This is a genomic window from Marinobacter sp. OP 3.4 (assembly GCF_036224885.1).
In the GTDB taxonomy this organism is placed as follows: Bacteria; Pseudomonadota; Gammaproteobacteria; order Pseudomonadales; family Oleiphilaceae; genus Marinobacter.
In genome coordinates this window covers 1-15,183 of record NZ_JAVVLT010000055.1, presented here as the reverse complement: position 1 = coordinate 15,183, position 15,183 = coordinate 1, and the positions used below count along the sequence as shown (strand labels likewise).

Below are 15,183 nucleotides of genomic sequence, written 5' to 3'. Positions count from 1 at the left end.
ACGGAGTCAAGCGCTATCAGTCAAGCCCTGTGCGTGACCAGGTTCGATTCCGGGAAGAATCAACCCTGGCGCTGCTTGTGACGAGGCTCCGTGCAGATGACCCGAACCGAGCCATTGCGACGAATTACTTTGCAGTTACGGCAAATTTTCTTTACCGAAGCGCGTACTTTCATTGTCGACTCCAGATTTCAAGGGGGGCTGACGGATCAGCCCCGGCCATAGCCCTTGAGGTTGGACTTCTTCATCAGCGATTCGTACTGATGGGACATCAGGTGGGACTGCACCTGGGCCATGAAATCCATTACCACGACTACCACAATCAGCAGCGACGTACCGCCCAGATAGAACGGAACATTACCTGCCACCATCAGCAACTGCGGGAACAGGGATACTGCTGCAATATACATCGCACCGAAGAGGGTCAGGCGCGTCAGCACGCCATCGATATACTTGGCGGTCTGCTCACCCGGACGGATACCCGGTATAAAGGCACCGGACCGCTTCAGGTTGTCAGCCACTTCCCTCGGGTTGTACATCAGCGCCGTGTAGAAGAAGCAGAAGAACACCACTGCCGCCGCAAACAGGATAATGTACAACGGCTGGCTTGGCGCCAGGGCCTGGGACAGCGAGCTCAGCCACTCCATGCCTTCACCCTGACCGAACCACTGCCCCAGGGATGCCGGGAACAGCAGGATGGACGAAGCGAAGATGGGCGGAATCACGCCGGCCATGTTCACCTTCAGCGGCAGATGGCTGGACTGCTGGGCAAACACCCGACGCCCCTGCTGCCGCTTGGCATAGTTGATGGTCAGGCGACGCTGACCCCGCTCCATGAACACCACGAAGCCAACCACCGCGACCGCGAGCACACCGATGGCGAGCACCACCAGCAGACTCATCTCGCCGCTGCGGGCCTGTTCCAGGGTCTGCCCGATGGCACCGGGCAGTCCGGCGACGATACCGGCGAAGATCAGCAGCGAAATGCCGTTGCCAATACCACGCTCGGTGATCTGCTCACCCAGCCACATCATGAATACCGCACCCGCCACAAAGGAGGTCACGGCCACGAAGTGGAAGCTGAAGCTGTCGTTGAAGGTGACACCCTGGGACGCCAGTCCCATGGAGATACCCATACCCTGCACCAGGGCCAGCAGTACGGTGCCGTAGCGTGTGTACTGGCTGATCTTGCGGCGTCCGGATTCACCCTCTTTCTTGAGCTGCTCAAGCTTCGGGCTCACCGCAGTCATCAGTTGCATGATGATGGACGCCGAGATGTAAGGCATGATGCCGAGGGCGAGAATACTCATCCGCTCAAGCGCACCACCGGAAAACATATTGAACAGACTCAGGATGGTGCCCTGATTCTGGTCAAACAGTGCTGCCAGGCGATCCGGATTGATTCCCGGGACGGGAATATGCGCGCCGATCCGGTAGATCAGCAGCGCAAGGACCACAAACCAGAGCCGCGAACGCAGCTCCGCCAGTCCTTTTCCCGCGCCCGCAGGCATTGATGATGTCTTGGCCATGCAGTCCTCGACTCGCCTTATTCTTCGATTTTGCCACCCGCGGCAGTGATTGCCTCACGAGCGCCCTTGGTCACCTTCAGACCCTTGACGGTCACCGGACGGGACAGTTCCCCGGACAGGATGACACGGGCCGCGCGGATTTCCTCACGGATCACGTCGGCTTTCTTCAGGGCTTCCAGATCAGCGACATCGCCGTCGACCTTGGCCAGCTCGTTGAGCCGGATCTCGGCCACGTAACGCTGCTGGCGGGAAGTGAAACCAAATTTCGGCAGACGACGGGCCAGCGGCTGCTGGCCGCCCTCGAAACCGGGCGCGACGGAGCCACCGGAGCGGGCCTTCAGACCCTTGTGACCACGGCCGGCGGTCTTGCCCAGGCCGCTACCGATACCGCGACCAACGCGCTTGGCGGCCGGGCGTGAACCCGGTTCCGGACTAAGTTCGTTCAGACGCATCTTAGTTCTCCTCCACCCGTACCAGGTAGTTCACCCGGTTGATCATGCCGCGAATGGACGGAGTGTCCTCAACTTCAACGGTATGACCGATTTTACGAAGACCCAGACCCTTGACACACAGTTTGTGCTTGGGCTGACAGCTGATCGGGCTGCGGGTCAGTGTAACCTTGATTGTCTTGTTCGCCATGACTTCAACCCAGAATATCTTCCACGGTCTTGCCGCGCTTGGCTGCAACGTCTTCAGGCGCTTGCATGGCCTGGAGACCCTTGATGGTGGAACGTACCACGTTCACCGGGTTGGTGGACCCGTAACACTTGGACAGTACGTTCTGGACACCTGCCACTTCCAGTACCGCACGCATCGCGCCACCGGCGATGATACCGGTACCTTCGGAGGCCGGCTGCATGTAGACCTTGGAGCCGCCATGCTGTGCCTTCACCGGATACTGCAGGGTGTTGCCGTCAAGGGCAACGTCCACCATGTTCTTGCGCGCAGCTTCCATGGCCTTCTGGATGGCAACCGGAACTTCCCGGGCCTTACCACGACCGAAGCCGACACGACCTTTGCCATCACCCACCACGGTCAGTGCGGTAAAGGCAAAGATACGACCGCCCTTAACCACCTTGGCTACGCGGTTAACCTGAACCAGCTTTTCCTGGAGCTCAGGCGCCTTCTGTTCGTTAACGCTCATCTTCTCCACCTCTTAGAATTGCAAGCCAGCTTCACGGGCGGCGTCGGCCAGGGCCTGGACGCGGCCATGGTAACGGTAGCCGGACCGGTCAAAAGCGACCTTTTCGACACCAGCAGCCTTGGCACGCTCAGCAATCAGCTGGCCCACCTTCTTGGCTGCGTCCACATTACCCGTAGCACCCTGACGCAGGTCTTTATCCAGCGTCGAGGCAGAAGCGATAACCTTGCTGCCATCTGCGGTGGTGACCTGGGCATACATGTGCCGCGGTGTACGATGTACACAGAGGCGGTCAGTGCCCAGCTTACGGATCTTCATGCGCACCTTACGTGCGCGACGCAATCTTTCAGTATTCGCGCTCATAGTCCCGCCTTATTTCTTCTTGGCTTCTTTGCGTCTGACCTGCTCGTCCGAGTAACGAACACCCTTGCCCTTATAAGGCTCGGGCGGACGGAACGCGCGGACTTCAGCAGCGACCTGGCCAACCTGTTGCTTGTCGATCCCGCGGATAACAACCTCCGTGTTGGACGGAGTTTCAGCGGTGATCCCCTCGGGCAGTTCGTACTCAACCGGGTGGGAGAAACCCAGTGTCAGGTTGAGCTTCTTGCCCTGCGCCTGCGCCCGGTAACCAACGCCAGTCAGGTTGAGCCTGCGCTCGAACCCGGTGGAGACGCCGGTAACCATGTTGTTAACCAGCGCACGGGTCGTACCAGCAAGAGCGCGGGACTGTTTGGCACCATCACGGGGAGCAAAGCGCAGTACGTTCTCTTCCTGCGTTACTTCCACCGCCTGGTGAATGGTGAAATCAAGCGCTCCCTTGGAGCCCTTTACGTTAATTTCCTGTCCGTTCAGCTTAACCTCAACACCGGAAGGCAGCACGACAGGATTATTGGCAACCCTGGACATGTCTTTCTCCTAAAATACGGTGCAGATGACTTCGCCACCAACGCCGGCAGCACGCGCAGCGCGGTCGGTCATAACGCCCTTGGACGTAGACACGATAGCGACCCCAAGACCACCTGCCACTTTCGGCAGGGAACCAACACCGTTGTACTGGCGCAGGCTGGGACGGCTGGCACGCTGGATTTCCTCGATAACCGGCTTGCCGCCGAAGTATCTGAGGGTGATGGTCAGTTCCGGCTTGGCATCAGCTGAGACGGAAAAATCCTCGACATAGCCTTCGTCCTTCAGGACCTGGGCTACTGAGACCTTCATTTTGGAAGACGGCATGGCCACGTCGGCCTTCTGTGCCATCTGTGCATTACGGATACGGGTAAACATATCCGCAAGCGTGTCTTGCATACTCATTGGTATGAGGCTCCTGATCTTTTTAGTTGTGCAGCGGCTTGCCGCACCGCTTACCAACGATCGCCGCAGAAATCCGCGGCGACACTTACCAGCTTGACTTGGTCAGGCCCGGAACATCGCCACGCATGCCGTGCTCACGGAGTTTGATCCGTGACAGCTCGAACTTGCGCAGGACGCCATGGGGACGACCGGTAACCTGGCAACGATTGCGAAGACGTGAGGGGCTGGCATCACGAGGAAGCTTCTGCAGCTTCATCTGTGCGTCCCAACGCTCTTCATCGCTGGTATTCGGGTTCTTGATAATCGCCTTGAGCTCGGCGCGCTTGGCGGCGTACTTCTGTACCGTCTTTTCGCGCTTGAGCTCACGGTTCTTCATGGAAACCTTTGCCATGTCACTCGTTCCTTATTTCTTGAACGGAAAGCCAAAGGCTTTCAGCAGTTCGCGGCCTTCATCATCGGTTCCAGCAGTGGTGGTGATGGTGATATCCAGACCCCGGATCTTATCGGCCTTGTCGTAGTCGATTTCCGGAAAAATGATCTGCTCACGCACACCCATGCTGTAGTTTCCACGACCATCGAAGGACTTCGGGTTCAGACCGCGGAAGTCACGAACGCGGGGAATCGCGATGTGAACCAGGCGATCGAAAAAGTCCCACATGCGCTCACCGCGCAGGGTCACTTTACAACCGATGGGCCAACCTTCACGGATCTTGAAGCCGGCAACGGATTTACGTGCCTTGGTCACAACAGGCTTCTGGCCCGCCAGACGCTCCAGATCAGCTACGGCGTTCTCGATCAGCTTCTTGTCGCCAACCGCTTCGCCCACACCCATGTTCAGGGTGATCTTTTCGATACGCGGAACCTGCATCGGGTTCTTGTAGCTGAACTCCTTCTGCAGAGCCGGTACCACTTCCTTACCGTATTGCTCTTTCATGTTAAGCATCGTAACCACCACCCTTACTGGTTATCGACAGCTTCATTCGTGGACTTGAAGATCCGCACTTTGGCGCCGTCTTCCTTGATCTGGAAGCCTACGCGATCGGCCTTGCCGGTCTGCGGATTAAAAATAGCCACGTTGGAAGCCTGAATAGGCGCTTCTTTCTCGACGATGCCACCCGGGGTACCCAGCATCGGGTTGGGCTTGGTGTGCTTCTTCATCATGTTGATGCCGGAAACCACCACACGACCGTCGTCCTGAACCTTCAGGACCTTGCCGCGCTTGCCTTTGTCTTTACCCGTGGTCACGATGACTTCGTCATCTCGTTTGATCTTTTTCATAACCGGCCTCTAGTCCTTACAGTACTTCGGGTGCCAGTGAGATAATTTTCATAAACTTCTCGTTACGCAGTTCGCGGGTTACCGGCCCGAAGATACGGGTACCGATCGGCGCGTCCTGGTTGTTAAGAAGTACTGCCGCGTTACCGTCAAAACGGATCAGCGATCCGTCAGGACGACGTACGCCCTTGCGGGTCCGTACAACAACAGCGTTGAGGACCTGGCCCTTCTTCACCTTACCGCGGGGGATGGCTTCCTTGACGGTTACCTTGATGATATCCCCCACCCTGGCATAACGCCGGTGTGAACCGCCCAGGACCTTGATGCACTGCACTTGACGCGCGCCACTGTTGTCCGCGACTTCAAGCATTGTTTGAGTCTGAATCATGGTTATTCTCCAGCAGAAACCACTTTTGCAGTTTCGACAAGACTCCCCGTCCGGGCGAGTTACACCTTGGAAGCGCGTTCGGTGACTTCAACCAGAGCCCAGCTTTTGGTCTTGGAGACCGGGCGGGTTTCCTGGATGGTTACCAGATCACCGATATTGCACTCGTTCTGTTCGTCATGAGCCTGGATCTTGGTGGAGCGCTTTACGTACTTGCCGTAAAGCGGGTGCTTCACCTGACGCTCCACCAGAACAACAATGGATTTCTCCGCCTTGTTGCTCACGACCTTGCCGCTAAGGGTTCTGGCAGTTTTGGTAGCTTCAGTCATGTTACTGTCCTGCCTTATCGTTCAATACTGTTTTCACGCGAGCAATGTCGCGCTTCACCTTGCCGAGAAGGTGACTCTGATTCAGCTGACCTGTCGCCTTGCGCATACGCAGGTTGAACTGCTCCTTCAGGAGGTCGATCAGCTCTTTGTTCAGCTCGTCGACTGACTTCTCACGCAGCTCTGTTGCTTTCATCACATCACCGTCCTCGTTACAAAGGTGGTCTGAACGGGCAGCTTGGCGGCAGCGAGAGTAAACGCGTCACGCGCCACTTCTTCGGGTACCCCTTCCATTTCGTACAACATACGACCTGGCTGGATTTCCGCTACCCAATACTCGACAGAACCCTTACCTTTACCCATACGTACTTCAAGCGGCTTGCTGGAAATCGGCTTGTCCGGGAACACCCGGATCCAGATTTTCCCACCCCGCTTGATCCGACGCGTCATGGTACGACGGGCCGCCTCAATCTGGCGTGCCGTTATACGTCCACGAGTGGTCGCCTTCAATCCGTATTCACCGAAGCTCACCTTGTTGGCGCGGTGAGCAAGACCGGTGTTACGGCCTTTCATTACCTTACGGAATTTGGTGCGTTTTGGCTGCAGCATACGAGTGCCCCTTTACTTGGAACCTTTCTTGCGAGAGGCATTCTTGTTGGCCTGGACCTCTTCCATGCCACCAAGAATCTCACCCTTGAAGATCCATACCTTTACGCCGATGATGCCGTAGGTGGTCTTCGCTTCGTAGGTGGCGTAATCAATGTCTGCACGCAGGGTGTGCAGCGGAACGCGACCTTCACGGTACCACTCGGAACGGGCAATTTCGGCTCCCCCGAGACGACCGCCAACCTGGATCTTGATACCCTTGGCGCCCTGGCGCATGGCGTTCTGTACCGCACGCTTCATGGCGCGACGGAACATCACACGACGCTCGAGCTGACCGGCAACGTTCTGCGCTACCAGCTTGGCATCCAGATCCGGCTTGCGGACTTCCTCGATGTTGATGTGCACGGGCACGCCCATCAGCTCGCCAACTTCGCGACGCAGACGGTCAACATCTTCACCCTTCTTGCCGATAACAATACCGGGACGGGCGGTATGGATCGTGATACGGGCATTCTGAGCAGGGCGCTCGATCACGATCTTGCTGACTGACGCCTTTTCAAGACGCTTTTCCAGGAATGTGCGAACCTGAATGTCATTCAGCAGCTTGTTCGCATAGTCCTTCTTCTCGGCATACCAGACGGAGTTGTGCTCTTTGACAACCCCCAGCCGGATACCGGTCGGATTTACTTTATGACCCATCTGAGCATCTCCTACTTGTCGGCGACCTTGACGGTGATATGACAGGTGCGCTTCAAAATCCGGTCAGCGCGCCCCTTGGCTCGAGCTTTAATCCGCTTGAGCGTCGGACCTTCATCCACCATGACGGTGGAAACCCGCAGATCATCTACGTCCAGACCTTCGTTGTGCTCAGCGTTGGCAATGGCGGACTCAAGAGCTTTCTTGATGATCACCGATGCCTTCTTCGGGCTGAAAGTCAGAATGTTCAGGGCGTCCTCAACCGCCTTGCCACGTACCTGGTCAGCGACAAGACGTGCTTTCTGAGCAGAGAGGCGAGCGCCCTTGTACTTGGCTGCTACTTCCATTTCGTTTCCCCTCACAATCAGCGTTTAGCTTTCTTGTCGGCTGCATGACCACGGTAAGTCCGCGTTGCCGCGAACTCGCCCAGCTTGTGACCAACCATATCTTCGGTCACGTACACGGGCACGTGTTGCTTGCCGTTGTGGACAGCGATGGTCAGACCAACGAACTCCGGAAAGATCGTGGAACGACGGGACCAGGTCTTGATCGGCCGCTTGTCGTTCGCTTCCAGAGCTGTTTCGACCTTCTTCATCAGATGCAGGTCTATAAAAGGACCTTTCTTCAAAGAACGTGGCACAGCAATTACCTCTATGTAGTCGTTTACTTGGCCGAACGACGACGTACTATCATCTTGTCAGTACGCTTGTTCTTACGAGTCTTATGCCCTTTGGTCGGAACACCCCACGGAGTAACCGGGTGACGCCCGCCAGAGGTACGCCCTTCACCACCACCATGCGGGTGGTCAACTGGGTTCATAGCAACACCACGTACTGTTGGCCGTTTGCCGCGCCAACGTGATGCACCCGCTTTACCAAGCTGCTTGAGGCTGTGCTCGCTGTTGGATACTTCACCCAGCGTTGCACGGCATTCCACAAGCACCTTACGCATTTCACCTGAGCGCAGGCGGATGGTGGCGTAAGCCCCCTCCCTTGCTACCAGCTGTACGGATGCGCCCGCGGAGCGAGCCAGCTGAGCACCTTTGCCAGGCTTGAGTTCGACGCAGTGGATCACGGAACCGACCGGAATGTTCCGGAGCGGCAGCGTGGAGCCCACCTTGATCGGCGCGTCGATACCGGAGCGCACAGGGTCACCGATCTGCATACCCTTGGGAGCGATTATGTAGCGACGCTCGCCATCGGCATACTTCAGCAGTGCGATGTGCGCGGAGCGGTTCGGATCGTATTCCAGGCGCTCGATGACCGCCGGAATACCGTCCTTGTTCCGCTTGAAATCAATGACACGGTAGTGCTTCTTGTGACCACCACCAACGTGACGGGTGGTGATCCGTCCGAAATGGTTACGACCACCGGACTTGCTCAGTGTCTCAACCAACGGCTCGTAGGGGCGCCCCTTGTGCAGGTCCGGGTTGTAAAGCTTTACAACGTGACGGCGTCCGGCAGATGTTGGTTTGGTTTTGACGATCGGCATATTACGACCCCTTTACCTTATTCCACATCCAGAAAATCGATGTCCTGACCTTCCGCCAGCTTTACATAAGCCTTGCGAATGTCATCGCGCTTGCCGAACCCGCGGATAGTGCGCTTGAGCTTACCCTTACGGTTCAGAACCTGAACACCTTCGACGGTGACGTTGAACAGTTGTTCAACGGCTTTCTTGATCTCCGGCTTGGTCGCATCAGGCGCTACTCGAAAGACCACCTGGTTATGCTCTGCCACCAGAGACGCTTTCTCTGATACGTGCGGTCCCAGCAGGACCTTGTAGATACGTTCCTGATTCATCCCAGCATCTCCTCGATCTTCTTAAGAGCCGGAACGGTAACCACAACCTTCTCAAAGGCAACCAGGCTTACCGGATCAAGGCCTGCAACGTCGCGCACGTCAACGTGCGGGATGTTACGGGACGCCAGATGAAGGTTCTGCTCTACATTCTCGGCGAGGATCAGGGCATTGCTGACACCCAGATCCTTCAGCTTCTCGTTGAACGCCTTGGTCTTGGGGCTGTCGACGTTGATGTCGTCAACCAGGACCAGACGCTCCTGACGAACCAGCTCGGAAAAGATGGACTGCAGCGCGGCCCGGTACATTTTCCGGTTCACTTTCTGCTCGTAGCTCTGAGGCTTGGCAGCGAAGGTTACGCCACCGGAGCGCCAGATCGGGCTACGGATGGTACCTGCACGAGCACGGCCGGTCCCCTTCTGGCGCCAGGGCTTCTTGCCACCACCACTGACTTCAGAACGGGTTTTCTGAGCGCGGGTACCCTGGCGACCACCAGCCATATAGGCGGTGACGACCTGGTGAACCAGCGACTCGTTGAATTCTTTGGCGAACGCGGCGTCGGAAACAGAGATTCCCTGGCCGCTACCTGTAATTGTCAATTCCATCGCACCGCTCCTCAGGCTTTAACTGCAGGCTTGATGATCACGTCGCCACCGGTAGCACCGGGAACAGCGCCACGGACCAGCAGCAGATTGCGCTCGGCGTCTACACGGACCACTTCCAGGTTCTGGGTAGTGACCTGCTTGTTGCCCATCTGACCGGCCATCTTCTTGCCCTTGAATACCTTGCCCGGGGTCTGGTTCTGACCGATGGAACCCGGAGCACGGTGGGACAGGGAGTTACCGTGAGTGGCATCCTGCATGGAGAAGTTCCAGCGCTTCACGCCACCCTGGAAGCCCTTACCCTTGGACTGGGAAGTAGCGTCAATCATCTGGCCATCTTCGAAGACGGAGACGTTGATCTCGCCACCGGCCTGGAGGTCGTCGCCTTCGCCATCGGCAAGACGGAATTCCCACAGACCACGACCGGCCTCAACACCCGCTTTCGCGTAATGACCAGCCTGAGCCTTGGATACCCGGGAGGGACGACGGTTGCCGACAGTCACCTGGACTGCACGATAGCCATCGCTTTCGAGGGTTTTCAGTTGGGTAATGCGGTTGGACTCAACCTCGATTACCGTTACGGGCACTGCCTGCCCGTCTTCCGTAAAAATACGGGTCATCCCGGCCTTACGGCCGACTACACCAATTGCCATGTTTCACCTCTATAGTGTACGGGGCTTGCACCCTCTATGGCCTTAGGACAGTTACACTGACCAATACCGGGCGGTATTAGCCGAGGCTGATCTGAACGTCTACACCCGCTGCCAGATCCAGCTTCATCAGAGCATCTACTGTCTTTTCCGTCGGCTCGACAATATCGAGCAAACGCTTATGAGTACGGATTTCGTACTGATCGCGCGCGTCCTTGTTGACGTGCGGGGAAATCAGAACGGTGTACTTTTCCTTCCGCGTCGGCAGAGGGATAGGTCCACGCACCTGGGCGCCGGTCCGCTTTGCGGTATCGACGATCTCCTGCGTGGACTGGTCGATCAGGCGGTAATCAAACGCCTTCAACCGGATTCGAATCTTTTGGCTTTGCATGATGCACCAAACTCCACTCGTAGCAGCTACTGTTAGCCGACCTTCAAAAAAAGGAGCCGCATTGTATGCAGAATACCCAGCAGTGTCAAGCAGCTATGTGGCCACCCGACATTGCCGGACATACGTACTTGCGGAACAGAAAAAGGGGCTGCAAAGCAGCCCCTTTTCCGGATCATCGGAGCGACTTACTCGACGATCTTGGAGACCACGCCGGCACCAACGGTACGGCCGCCTTCGCGAATCGCGAAGCGCAGGCCATCTTCCATGGCGATCGGAGCGATCAGGGTCACAGACATCTTCACGTTGTCACCCGGCATTACCATCTCAACGCCTTCCGGCAGCTCACAGGAGCCAGTCACGTCAGTGGTCCGGAAGTAGAACTGCGGACGGTAGCCCTTGAAGAACGGCGTGTGACGACCACCCTCGTCCTTGCTCAGTACGTACACTTCGCACTCGAACTTGGTGTGCGGCGTGATGGAACCCGGCACCGCCAGTACCTGACCACGCTCAACGTCGTCACGCTTGGTACCACGCAGCAGCGCACCAATGTTCTCACCGGCACGGCCTTCGTCCAGCAGCTTGCGGAACATCTCAACACCGGTAACGGTGGTCTTGACGGTATCCTTGATACCCACAATTTCCACTTCGTCGCCAGTCTTGACAATACCACGCTCAACACGACCGGTCACAACGGTACCACGGCCGGAGATGGAGAAGACGTCCTCGATCGGCATCAGGAACGGCTGATCGATGGCACGCTCCGGCTCCGGCAGGTAGTCGTCCAGGGCTTCTACCAGCTTCTTGACAGCGGTAGTACCCATCTCGTTGTCATCCTTGCCTTCCAGCGCCATCAGCGCGGAACCGGTGATGATCGGGGTGTCGTCACCCGGGAAGTCGTACTGGCTCAGCAGGTCACGAACTTCCATCTCGACCAGCTCCAGCAGTTCCTCGTCATCCACCATGTCCGCCTTGTTCAGGAAGACCACGATGTAAGGAACGCCAACCTGGCGGGACAGCAGAATGTGCTCACGGGTCTGCGGCATGGGGCCGTCAGCCGCGGAACAGACCAGGATCGCACCGTCCATCTGCGCCGCACCCGTGATCATGTTCTTCACATAGTCAGCGTGCCCCGGGCAGTCTACGTGCGCGTAGTGACGGGTCGGGGAATCGTACTCAACGTGAGACGTCGCGATGGTGATACCACGCGCCTTCTCTTCCGGAGCGTTATCGATCTGGTCGAATGCGCTGGCAGAACCTGTACCCCACACTTCGTGACATACGCGAGTCAGTGCCGCCGTCAGCGTGGTCTTGCCATGGTCCACGTGACCAATGGTGCCCACGTTCAGGTGCGGTTTATTACGTTCAAATTTCTCTTTAGACATTCGACCAATCTCCCTAATCAACAGGACAGTAACGTTGACCGGATAAAATGGAGCTCATGGGCGGATTTGAACCGCCGACCTCACCCTTACCAAGGGTGTGCTCTACCAACTGAGCTACATGAGCATTCAACCAAATTGGAGCGGGCAGCGGGAATCGAACCCGCGTCATCAGCTTGGAAGGCTGAGGTAATAGCCACTATACGATGCCCGCATCAATAAGTGGTGGAGGGGGCAGGATTCGAACCTGCGAAGCTTACGCGTCAGATTTACAGTCTGATCCCTTTGGCCACTCGGGAACCCCTCCAGAGATGACTCCGGAATCCGGAGACACTCCAAAAACTTAAGTGGAGCTGGCGGACGGAATCGAACCCCCGACCTGCTGATTACAAGTCAGCTGCTCTACCAACTGAGCTACGCCAGCTCACGCTCGCCTCATCAGCGAGGGCGGTATACTACGGATTTTTTTCAGCGGTTGCAACACCTTCACAATCACTGATTTCAATCAGTTGTAGCCCGCTTTCACCTTCCACGGAGGCGCCCCCGAAATCGTCCAGTGACGATGGCGCTACCCCCTCAAAAACGAGGGCGTAGCTTATACGATTTCGGGGGAACTTTACCAGTATCGCGTTGATATTTTGTGCCTGACGCTGGCGGAGTACGCCCTCCGCGGATTGAAGGGACCGGAAAAGCCCCAGGGAAATGGCGTTCTCCCGTTCGCCGGATGGCACCACATAGGCCTCGATACCCTGATTGACCAGCTCCCGGTAACGCCGCAATGCCTCATCGCGGGTTTCCAGCGGCGGTATGATGACCCAGTGGAACGGCTCCAGAGACTCGACCTGCTCCTCTAAGCCGACGAACTCGACGTTGTGCGCCCCAACGGAAAGCTGTTCCCGGTAGGCCTGGGCGGCGGACTCATCCTCGAACCCACCGATAGCAAAGCATTGACGGGATGCCGCCCCTGGCGGACTGGCCGATCCAGCCTCATTTCCGGGAACGGACTCCTCAACCGGCGGGGATTCTTCCTCGGCAACCGCTTCGTTGCCAGGCTGCATACCTCCCGACTCCGTAAGACCCTGTTGACCAATAAGCTCTATTTCAGAAACGCGTGGCAGTCGCCCCTCTTCCACGGAACGCACATTGTCCGGATCATTCGCAGAGAACCAGAAAAAAAGCCCCAGGTTGGCAACAACCAACAGCAACACCAGCCAACGCACTATTCCGCCTCCACCAGGGCCAGGCCATCAAACACCAGGCCCGGACACAGACGAGACACCGGGACGCTATCCGGAACGGCGTTATCCAGCGCTTTCTTTATAAGGGGACCATCCCCACCTGTAACAAGCACCGGTATCGCCGCCTGCCGCCCCAGCTCCGAGGCCAACGCCTGGATCAGCCAGCTAACCCCATGGAATACACATTCGGCAGTGGAGCGGCCCGGCGTGGTATCGAGCGCGGCCTGGCTGTCATCAAAAAGCACCCGGGCCGTGCTTTGCCTGAGGGAAGCGACCATCATGTCGCGACCGGGCAGGATGTAACCACCCGTGTGCCTGCCCTTGTCGTCAATCCAATCGACGGTAATAGCGCTGCCAGCATCCACCACCACACAGGCTCCGCCAATCAGGTCCCAGGCACCGACCAGGGCGTGCCAGCGGTCAGCACCCATGGTTGACGCATCCTCGTAGGCGCAGGTCAGGGAGCCAAACGCTTCACGGGTCCAGAAAAACCGCACCGGTTGACGGGTGTGGATGGCGATGGTGCTCTCCAGTTCGTGGCGCGCCGCTTCGGAGCGCACCGTCGAGACGGCCACGGATGAGAGCTTCCGCCAGTGGGCAGGCGAGATATCGTCAAACAGCTGCTCCGATTCAAGCAGCCCCGCACCGGATCGGAGCACCTGTCCCTTATCCCGGAGCTGCCACTTGATCCTGGTATTGCCGGCATCGATCAGCAGTTTCATCAAACCACCCGCAGACTGATTTCTCCGGCGCTGATTCGCTGCACTCCCTGCCCGGTCTCCAGCAGGTAATGACCGGCATCATCAACGCCACAGCCAACACCGGACAGGTCACCACTGGTGGCCCTGAGCGTCCTGCCCCGGAAAGTATCGTATTGGTTCCACAGCTCTTCAAAGGGGGCAAACCCTTCCTTTTCGAAGGTCTCGAGTCGCGCAACAAGACGGTTGAGCACACCGGCAGCCAGGCGATTACGGATCCAGGACTGATCCGGTAGTGCCAGGGACAGGCTGGTCCAGGGCTGATCCACTGATTCGGCATCTGTCATATGCACATTCAGCCCAATACCCACGATCACACGGACCGCTCCCTCCAGCTCACCCTGAAGCTCAATCAGGATACCCGCAAGTTTCTGACCATCCACCAGCAGGTCGTTCGGCCACTTCAGTCCAGGCCTGACCTGCTCTGGCAGGCCCAGTGATTCGATCACCGCCAGACCGGCCACCAGACTCAACCCATCAAGTCCGGTAAATCCCCGTGAGATAGACACACCCACACTCATATACAGGTTCTTTCCCACCGGACTCCGCCATGGACGCCCCCGCCGGCCTCGCCCCTGCTCCTGACAATCGGCGATGGAGACCAGCAAACCGGTCTCGCCCTGCTGCCAGCGGCGGGTAATGTCGCTGTTGGTGGAATCGATCCGGTCATGGACAGCGAGGGAGACGCTTTCCCTGACCGGGACGGACAATCCTTCCCGAATGCTGTCTTCCGACAGCATGTCCATGGGAGCGGACAGCCGATAACCACGGCCACGGATGGTTTCCACCTGAATACCCTCTTCCTGGAGCTTACGCACCTGCTTCCAGATCGCCGTACGGCTAATACCCAGGGACTCGGCAAGGGACTCTCCGGAGTGGGTCTCGCCATCAGCGAGTAGCCTCAATAGTGGTTTCGTGTTCATAGGCCCGCCTAGTGGTCGGTGATCATTTGGGGTCAAGCTGGTGGATTAAACTATATGGGGAGGGAAAAGACAAAGTTGCACTACCCATATTGCCGGTTAGCACAGGTCTGCTCCCTCTCGGGCCGGGGAGAGGGGGAGCGCCCGCAGGGCGCCCTGGGCTTTTGGGAGGCCTCAGGCCCT

At 57.6% G+C, this 15,183-nt stretch carries 27 protein-coding genes and 4 tRNA genes; all 31 read right to left on the bottom strand.

The window, feature by feature from the left end; genetic code table 11:
* Positions 1 to 59 precede the first annotated feature (59 nt).
* Positions 60 to 173 carry a 50S ribosomal protein L36 gene (gene rpmJ, locus RO069_RS10615; protein WP_004580765.1) on the bottom strand — a complete coding sequence of 38 codons (114 nt, stop codon included), beginning with the start codon at positions 171 to 173 and terminating at the stop codon, positions 60 to 62.
* A gap of 33 nt (positions 174 to 206) precedes the next feature.
* Positions 207 to 1,526 carry a preprotein translocase subunit SecY gene (gene secY, locus RO069_RS10610; RefSeq protein WP_328187374.1) on the bottom strand — a complete coding sequence of 440 codons (1,320 nt, stop codon included), beginning with the start codon at positions 1,524 to 1,526 and terminating at the stop codon, positions 207 to 209.
* Positions 1,527 to 1,543: 17 nt separating this feature from the next.
* A complete protein-coding gene (rplO, locus tag RO069_RS10605) occupies positions 1,544 to 1,978 on the bottom strand; it encodes a 50S ribosomal protein L15 (RefSeq protein WP_328187372.1) in 435 nt (144 codons plus the stop codon).
* 1 nt (position 1,979) lies between these two features.
* Positions 1,980 to 2,165, bottom strand: coding sequence for a 50S ribosomal protein L30 (rpmD, locus tag RO069_RS10600; RefSeq protein WP_092016150.1), 186 nt, complete (start codon positions 2,163 to 2,165; stop codon positions 1,980 to 1,982).
* Between the two features lie 4 nt (positions 2,166 to 2,169).
* Positions 2,170 to 2,670: a 30S ribosomal protein S5 gene (gene rpsE / locus RO069_RS10595; RefSeq protein WP_328187370.1), complete on the bottom strand. Its 501-nt coding sequence runs from the start codon at positions 2,668 to 2,670 to the stop codon at positions 2,170 to 2,172.
* Between the two features lie 12 nt (positions 2,671 to 2,682).
* Positions 2,683 to 3,030, bottom strand: coding sequence for a 50S ribosomal protein L18 (gene rplR / locus RO069_RS10590; RefSeq protein WP_328187369.1), 348 nt, complete (start codon positions 3,028 to 3,030; stop codon positions 2,683 to 2,685).
* Between the two features lie 9 nt (positions 3,031 to 3,039).
* The gene (rplF, locus tag RO069_RS10585; protein WP_328187367.1) at positions 3,040 to 3,573 is read right to left on the bottom strand and encodes a 50S ribosomal protein L6; all 534 of its coding nucleotides are present in this window, start codon (positions 3,571 to 3,573) and stop codon (positions 3,040 to 3,042) included.
* A 9-nt stretch (positions 3,574 to 3,582) separates the two neighbouring features.
* Entirely contained in the window at positions 3,583 to 3,975 is a 393-nt protein-coding gene (rpsH, locus tag RO069_RS10580) for a 30S ribosomal protein S8 (protein WP_328187365.1), read from the bottom strand.
* 85 nt (positions 3,976 to 4,060) lie between these two features.
* Positions 4,061 to 4,366 carry a 30S ribosomal protein S14 gene (gene rpsN / locus RO069_RS10575; RefSeq protein WP_328187363.1) on the bottom strand — a complete coding sequence of 102 codons (306 nt, stop codon included), beginning with the start codon at positions 4,364 to 4,366 and terminating at the stop codon, positions 4,061 to 4,063.
* A gap of 12 nt (positions 4,367 to 4,378) precedes the next feature.
* Entirely contained in the window at positions 4,379 to 4,918 is a 540-nt protein-coding gene (rplE, locus tag RO069_RS10570) for a 50S ribosomal protein L5 (RefSeq protein ID WP_328187362.1), read from the bottom strand.
* Positions 4,919 to 4,932: 14 nt separating this feature from the next.
* Positions 4,933 to 5,253, bottom strand: a complete 321-nt coding sequence (gene rplX, locus RO069_RS10565; protein WP_092016129.1) for a 50S ribosomal protein L24 — start codon at positions 5,251 to 5,253, stop codon at positions 4,933 to 4,935.
* Positions 5,254 to 5,269: 16 nt separating this feature from the next.
* Entirely contained in the window at positions 5,270 to 5,638 is a 369-nt protein-coding gene (gene rplN, locus RO069_RS10560) for a 50S ribosomal protein L14 (protein WP_091854882.1), read from the bottom strand.
* Positions 5,639 to 5,697: 59 nt separating this feature from the next.
* Positions 5,698 to 5,964 carry a 30S ribosomal protein S17 gene (gene rpsQ, locus RO069_RS10555; protein WP_328187361.1) on the bottom strand — a complete coding sequence of 89 codons (267 nt, stop codon included), beginning with the start codon at positions 5,962 to 5,964 and terminating at the stop codon, positions 5,698 to 5,700.
* Position 5,965: 1 nt separating this feature from the next.
* Positions 5,966 to 6,157, bottom strand: coding sequence for a 50S ribosomal protein L29 (rpmC, locus tag RO069_RS10550; protein ID WP_328187360.1), 192 nt, complete (start codon positions 6,155 to 6,157; stop codon positions 5,966 to 5,968).
* Complete coding sequence (gene rplP, locus RO069_RS10545; protein ID WP_328187359.1) at positions 6,157 to 6,570, bottom strand: 50S ribosomal protein L16; 414 nt, start codon at positions 6,568 to 6,570, stop codon at positions 6,157 to 6,159. Before rplP ends, rpmC begins: the two co-directional genes overlap by 1 nt.
* Before the next feature lie 12 nt (positions 6,571 to 6,582).
* Entirely contained in the window at positions 6,583 to 7,266 is a 684-nt protein-coding gene (rpsC, locus tag RO069_RS10540) for a 30S ribosomal protein S3 (protein WP_328187357.1), read from the bottom strand.
* A gap of 11 nt (positions 7,267 to 7,277) precedes the next feature.
* Positions 7,278 to 7,610 carry a 50S ribosomal protein L22 gene (rplV, locus tag RO069_RS10535; RefSeq protein WP_189577139.1) on the bottom strand — a complete coding sequence of 111 codons (333 nt, stop codon included), beginning with the start codon at positions 7,608 to 7,610 and terminating at the stop codon, positions 7,278 to 7,280.
* Positions 7,611 to 7,627: 17 nt separating this feature from the next.
* Complete coding sequence (gene rpsS / locus RO069_RS10530) at positions 7,628 to 7,903, bottom strand: 30S ribosomal protein S19 (protein WP_328187355.1); 276 nt, start codon at positions 7,901 to 7,903, stop codon at positions 7,628 to 7,630.
* A gap of 23 nt (positions 7,904 to 7,926) precedes the next feature.
* On the bottom strand, positions 7,927 to 8,754 hold the full coding sequence (gene rplB / locus RO069_RS10525) for a 50S ribosomal protein L2 (RefSeq protein WP_328187353.1): 828 nt from the start codon (positions 8,752 to 8,754) through the stop codon (positions 7,927 to 7,929).
* A 17-nt stretch (positions 8,755 to 8,771) separates the two neighbouring features.
* Positions 8,772 to 9,065: a 50S ribosomal protein L23 gene (rplW, locus tag RO069_RS10520; protein ID WP_328187351.1), complete on the bottom strand. Its 294-nt coding sequence runs from the start codon at positions 9,063 to 9,065 to the stop codon at positions 8,772 to 8,774.
* Positions 9,062 to 9,667 carry a 50S ribosomal protein L4 gene (rplD, locus tag RO069_RS10515; protein ID WP_328187350.1) on the bottom strand — a complete coding sequence of 202 codons (606 nt, stop codon included), beginning with the start codon at positions 9,665 to 9,667 and terminating at the stop codon, positions 9,062 to 9,064. The genes rplW and rplD overlap by 4 nt, the downstream gene beginning before the upstream one ends.
* A gap of 11 nt (positions 9,668 to 9,678) precedes the next feature.
* Positions 9,679 to 10,317, bottom strand: coding sequence for a 50S ribosomal protein L3 (gene rplC, locus RO069_RS10510; protein WP_328187348.1), 639 nt, complete (start codon positions 10,315 to 10,317; stop codon positions 9,679 to 9,681).
* 76 nt (positions 10,318 to 10,393) lie between these two features.
* The gene (gene rpsJ / locus RO069_RS10505; RefSeq protein ID WP_004580743.1) at positions 10,394 to 10,705 is read right to left on the bottom strand and encodes a 30S ribosomal protein S10; all 312 of its coding nucleotides are present in this window, start codon (positions 10,703 to 10,705) and stop codon (positions 10,394 to 10,396) included.
* Positions 10,706 to 10,890: 185 nt separating this feature from the next.
* Positions 10,891 to 12,087 (bottom strand): elongation factor Tu, encoded by a 1,197-nt coding sequence (gene tuf / locus RO069_RS10500; protein WP_328187347.1) that lies wholly within the window; start codon positions 12,085 to 12,087, stop codon positions 10,891 to 10,893.
* Positions 12,088 to 12,135: 48 nt separating this feature from the next.
* Positions 12,136 to 12,211, bottom strand: a tRNA-Thr gene (locus RO069_RS10495).
* A 12-nt stretch (positions 12,212 to 12,223) separates the two neighbouring features.
* Positions 12,224 to 12,298, bottom strand: a tRNA-Gly gene (locus tag RO069_RS10490).
* A gap of 9 nt (positions 12,299 to 12,307) precedes the next feature.
* Positions 12,308 to 12,391: transfer RNA gene (locus RO069_RS10485), tRNA-Tyr, on the bottom strand.
* Positions 12,392 to 12,432: 41 nt separating this feature from the next.
* Positions 12,433 to 12,508: transfer RNA gene (locus RO069_RS10480), tRNA-Thr, on the bottom strand.
* A 31-nt stretch (positions 12,509 to 12,539) separates the two neighbouring features.
* Positions 12,540 to 13,142 (bottom strand): SPOR domain-containing protein, encoded by a 603-nt coding sequence (locus tag RO069_RS10475; RefSeq protein WP_328187346.1) that lies wholly within the window; start codon positions 13,140 to 13,142, stop codon positions 12,540 to 12,542.
* A gap of 161 nt (positions 13,143 to 13,303) precedes the next feature.
* A complete protein-coding gene (locus RO069_RS10470) occupies positions 13,304 to 14,044 on the bottom strand; it encodes a type III pantothenate kinase (RefSeq protein ID WP_328187345.1) in 741 nt (246 codons plus the stop codon).
* Positions 14,044 to 15,003, bottom strand: coding sequence for a biotin--[acetyl-CoA-carboxylase] ligase (locus RO069_RS10465; protein ID WP_328187343.1), 960 nt, complete (start codon positions 15,001 to 15,003; stop codon positions 14,044 to 14,046). Before RO069_RS10465 ends, RO069_RS10470 begins: the two co-directional genes overlap by 1 nt.
* Positions 15,004 to 15,183: the final 180 nt, after the last annotated feature.

What these genes read in the sequence shown, in the direction of transcription:
- rpmJ (WP_004580765.1), bottom strand. Translation starts at nt 173, where the DNA reads ATGAAAGTACGCGCTTCGGTAAAGAAAATTTGCCGTAACTGCAAAGTA.
- rpsQ (WP_328187361.1), bottom strand. Translation starts at nt 5,964, where the DNA reads ATGACTGAAGCTACCAAAACTGCCAGAACCCTTAGCGGCAAGGTCGTG.
- rplW (WP_328187351.1), bottom strand. Translation starts at nt 9,065, where the DNA reads ATGAATCAGGAACGTATCTACAAGGTCCTGCTGGGACCGCACGTATCA.
- rplF (WP_328187367.1), bottom strand. Translation starts at nt 3,573, where the DNA reads ATGTCCAGGGTTGCCAATAATCCTGTCGTGCTGCCTTCCGGTGTTGAG.
- rpsE (WP_328187370.1), bottom strand. Translation starts at nt 2,670, where the DNA reads ATGAGCGTTAACGAACAGAAGGCGCCTGAGCTCCAGGAAAAGCTGGTT.
- secY (WP_328187374.1), bottom strand. Translation starts at nt 1,526, where the DNA reads ATGGCCAAGACATCATCAATGCCTGCGGGCGCGGGAAAAGGACTGGCG.
- RO069_RS10465 (WP_328187343.1), bottom strand. Translation starts at nt 15,003, where the DNA reads ATGAACACGAAACCACTATTGAGGCTACTCGCTGATGGCGAGACCCAC.
- RO069_RS10475 (WP_328187346.1), bottom strand. Translation starts at nt 13,142, where the DNA reads ATGCAGCCTGGCAACGAAGCGGTTGCCGAGGAAGAATCCCCGCCGGTT.
- rpmC (WP_328187360.1), bottom strand. Translation starts at nt 6,157, where the DNA reads ATGAAAGCAACAGAGCTGCGTGAGAAGTCAGTCGACGAGCTGAACAAA.
- rplR (WP_328187369.1), bottom strand. Translation starts at nt 3,030, where the DNA reads ATGAGCGCGAATACTGAAAGATTGCGTCGCGCACGTAAGGTGCGCATG.
- rplX (WP_092016129.1), bottom strand. Translation starts at nt 5,253, where the DNA reads ATGAAAAAGATCAAACGAGATGACGAAGTCATCGTGACCACGGGTAAA.
- tuf (WP_328187347.1), bottom strand. Translation starts at nt 12,087, where the DNA reads ATGTCTAAAGAGAAATTTGAACGTAATAAACCGCACCTGAACGTGGGC.
- rplC (WP_328187348.1), bottom strand. Translation starts at nt 10,317, where the DNA reads ATGGCAATTGGTGTAGTCGGCCGTAAGGCCGGGATGACCCGTATTTTT.
- rpsH (WP_328187365.1), bottom strand. Translation starts at nt 3,975, where the DNA reads ATGAGTATGCAAGACACGCTTGCGGATATGTTTACCCGTATCCGTAAT.
- rpsJ (WP_004580743.1), bottom strand. Translation starts at nt 10,705, where the DNA reads ATGCAAAGCCAAAAGATTCGAATCCGGTTGAAGGCGTTTGATTACCGC.
- rplO (WP_328187372.1), bottom strand. Translation starts at nt 1,978, where the DNA reads ATGCGTCTGAACGAACTTAGTCCGGAACCGGGTTCACGCCCGGCCGCC.
- rpmD (WP_092016150.1), bottom strand. Translation starts at nt 2,165, where the DNA reads ATGGCGAACAAGACAATCAAGGTTACACTGACCCGCAGCCCGATCAGC.
- rplE (WP_328187362.1), bottom strand. Translation starts at nt 4,918, where the DNA reads ATGCTTAACATGAAAGAGCAATACGGTAAGGAAGTGGTACCGGCTCTG.
- rplN (WP_091854882.1), bottom strand. Translation starts at nt 5,638, where the DNA reads ATGATTCAGACTCAAACAATGCTTGAAGTCGCGGACAACAGTGGCGCG.
- rplD (WP_328187350.1), bottom strand. Translation starts at nt 9,667, where the DNA reads ATGGAATTGACAATTACAGGTAGCGGCCAGGGAATCTCTGTTTCCGAC.
- rpsC (WP_328187357.1), bottom strand. Translation starts at nt 7,266, where the DNA reads ATGGGTCATAAAGTAAATCCGACCGGTATCCGGCTGGGGGTTGTCAAA.
- rpsN (WP_328187363.1), bottom strand. Translation starts at nt 4,366, where the DNA reads ATGGCAAAGGTTTCCATGAAGAACCGTGAGCTCAAGCGCGAAAAGACG.
- rplV (WP_189577139.1), bottom strand. Translation starts at nt 7,610, where the DNA reads ATGGAAGTAGCAGCCAAGTACAAGGGCGCTCGCCTCTCTGCTCAGAAA.
- RO069_RS10470 (WP_328187345.1), bottom strand. Translation starts at nt 14,044, where the DNA reads ATGAAACTGCTGATCGATGCCGGCAATACCAGGATCAAGTGGCAGCTC.
- rplB (WP_328187353.1), bottom strand. Translation starts at nt 8,754, where the DNA reads ATGCCGATCGTCAAAACCAAACCAACATCTGCCGGACGCCGTCACGTT.
- rplP (WP_328187359.1), bottom strand. Translation starts at nt 6,570, where the DNA reads ATGCTGCAGCCAAAACGCACCAAATTCCGTAAGGTAATGAAAGGCCGT.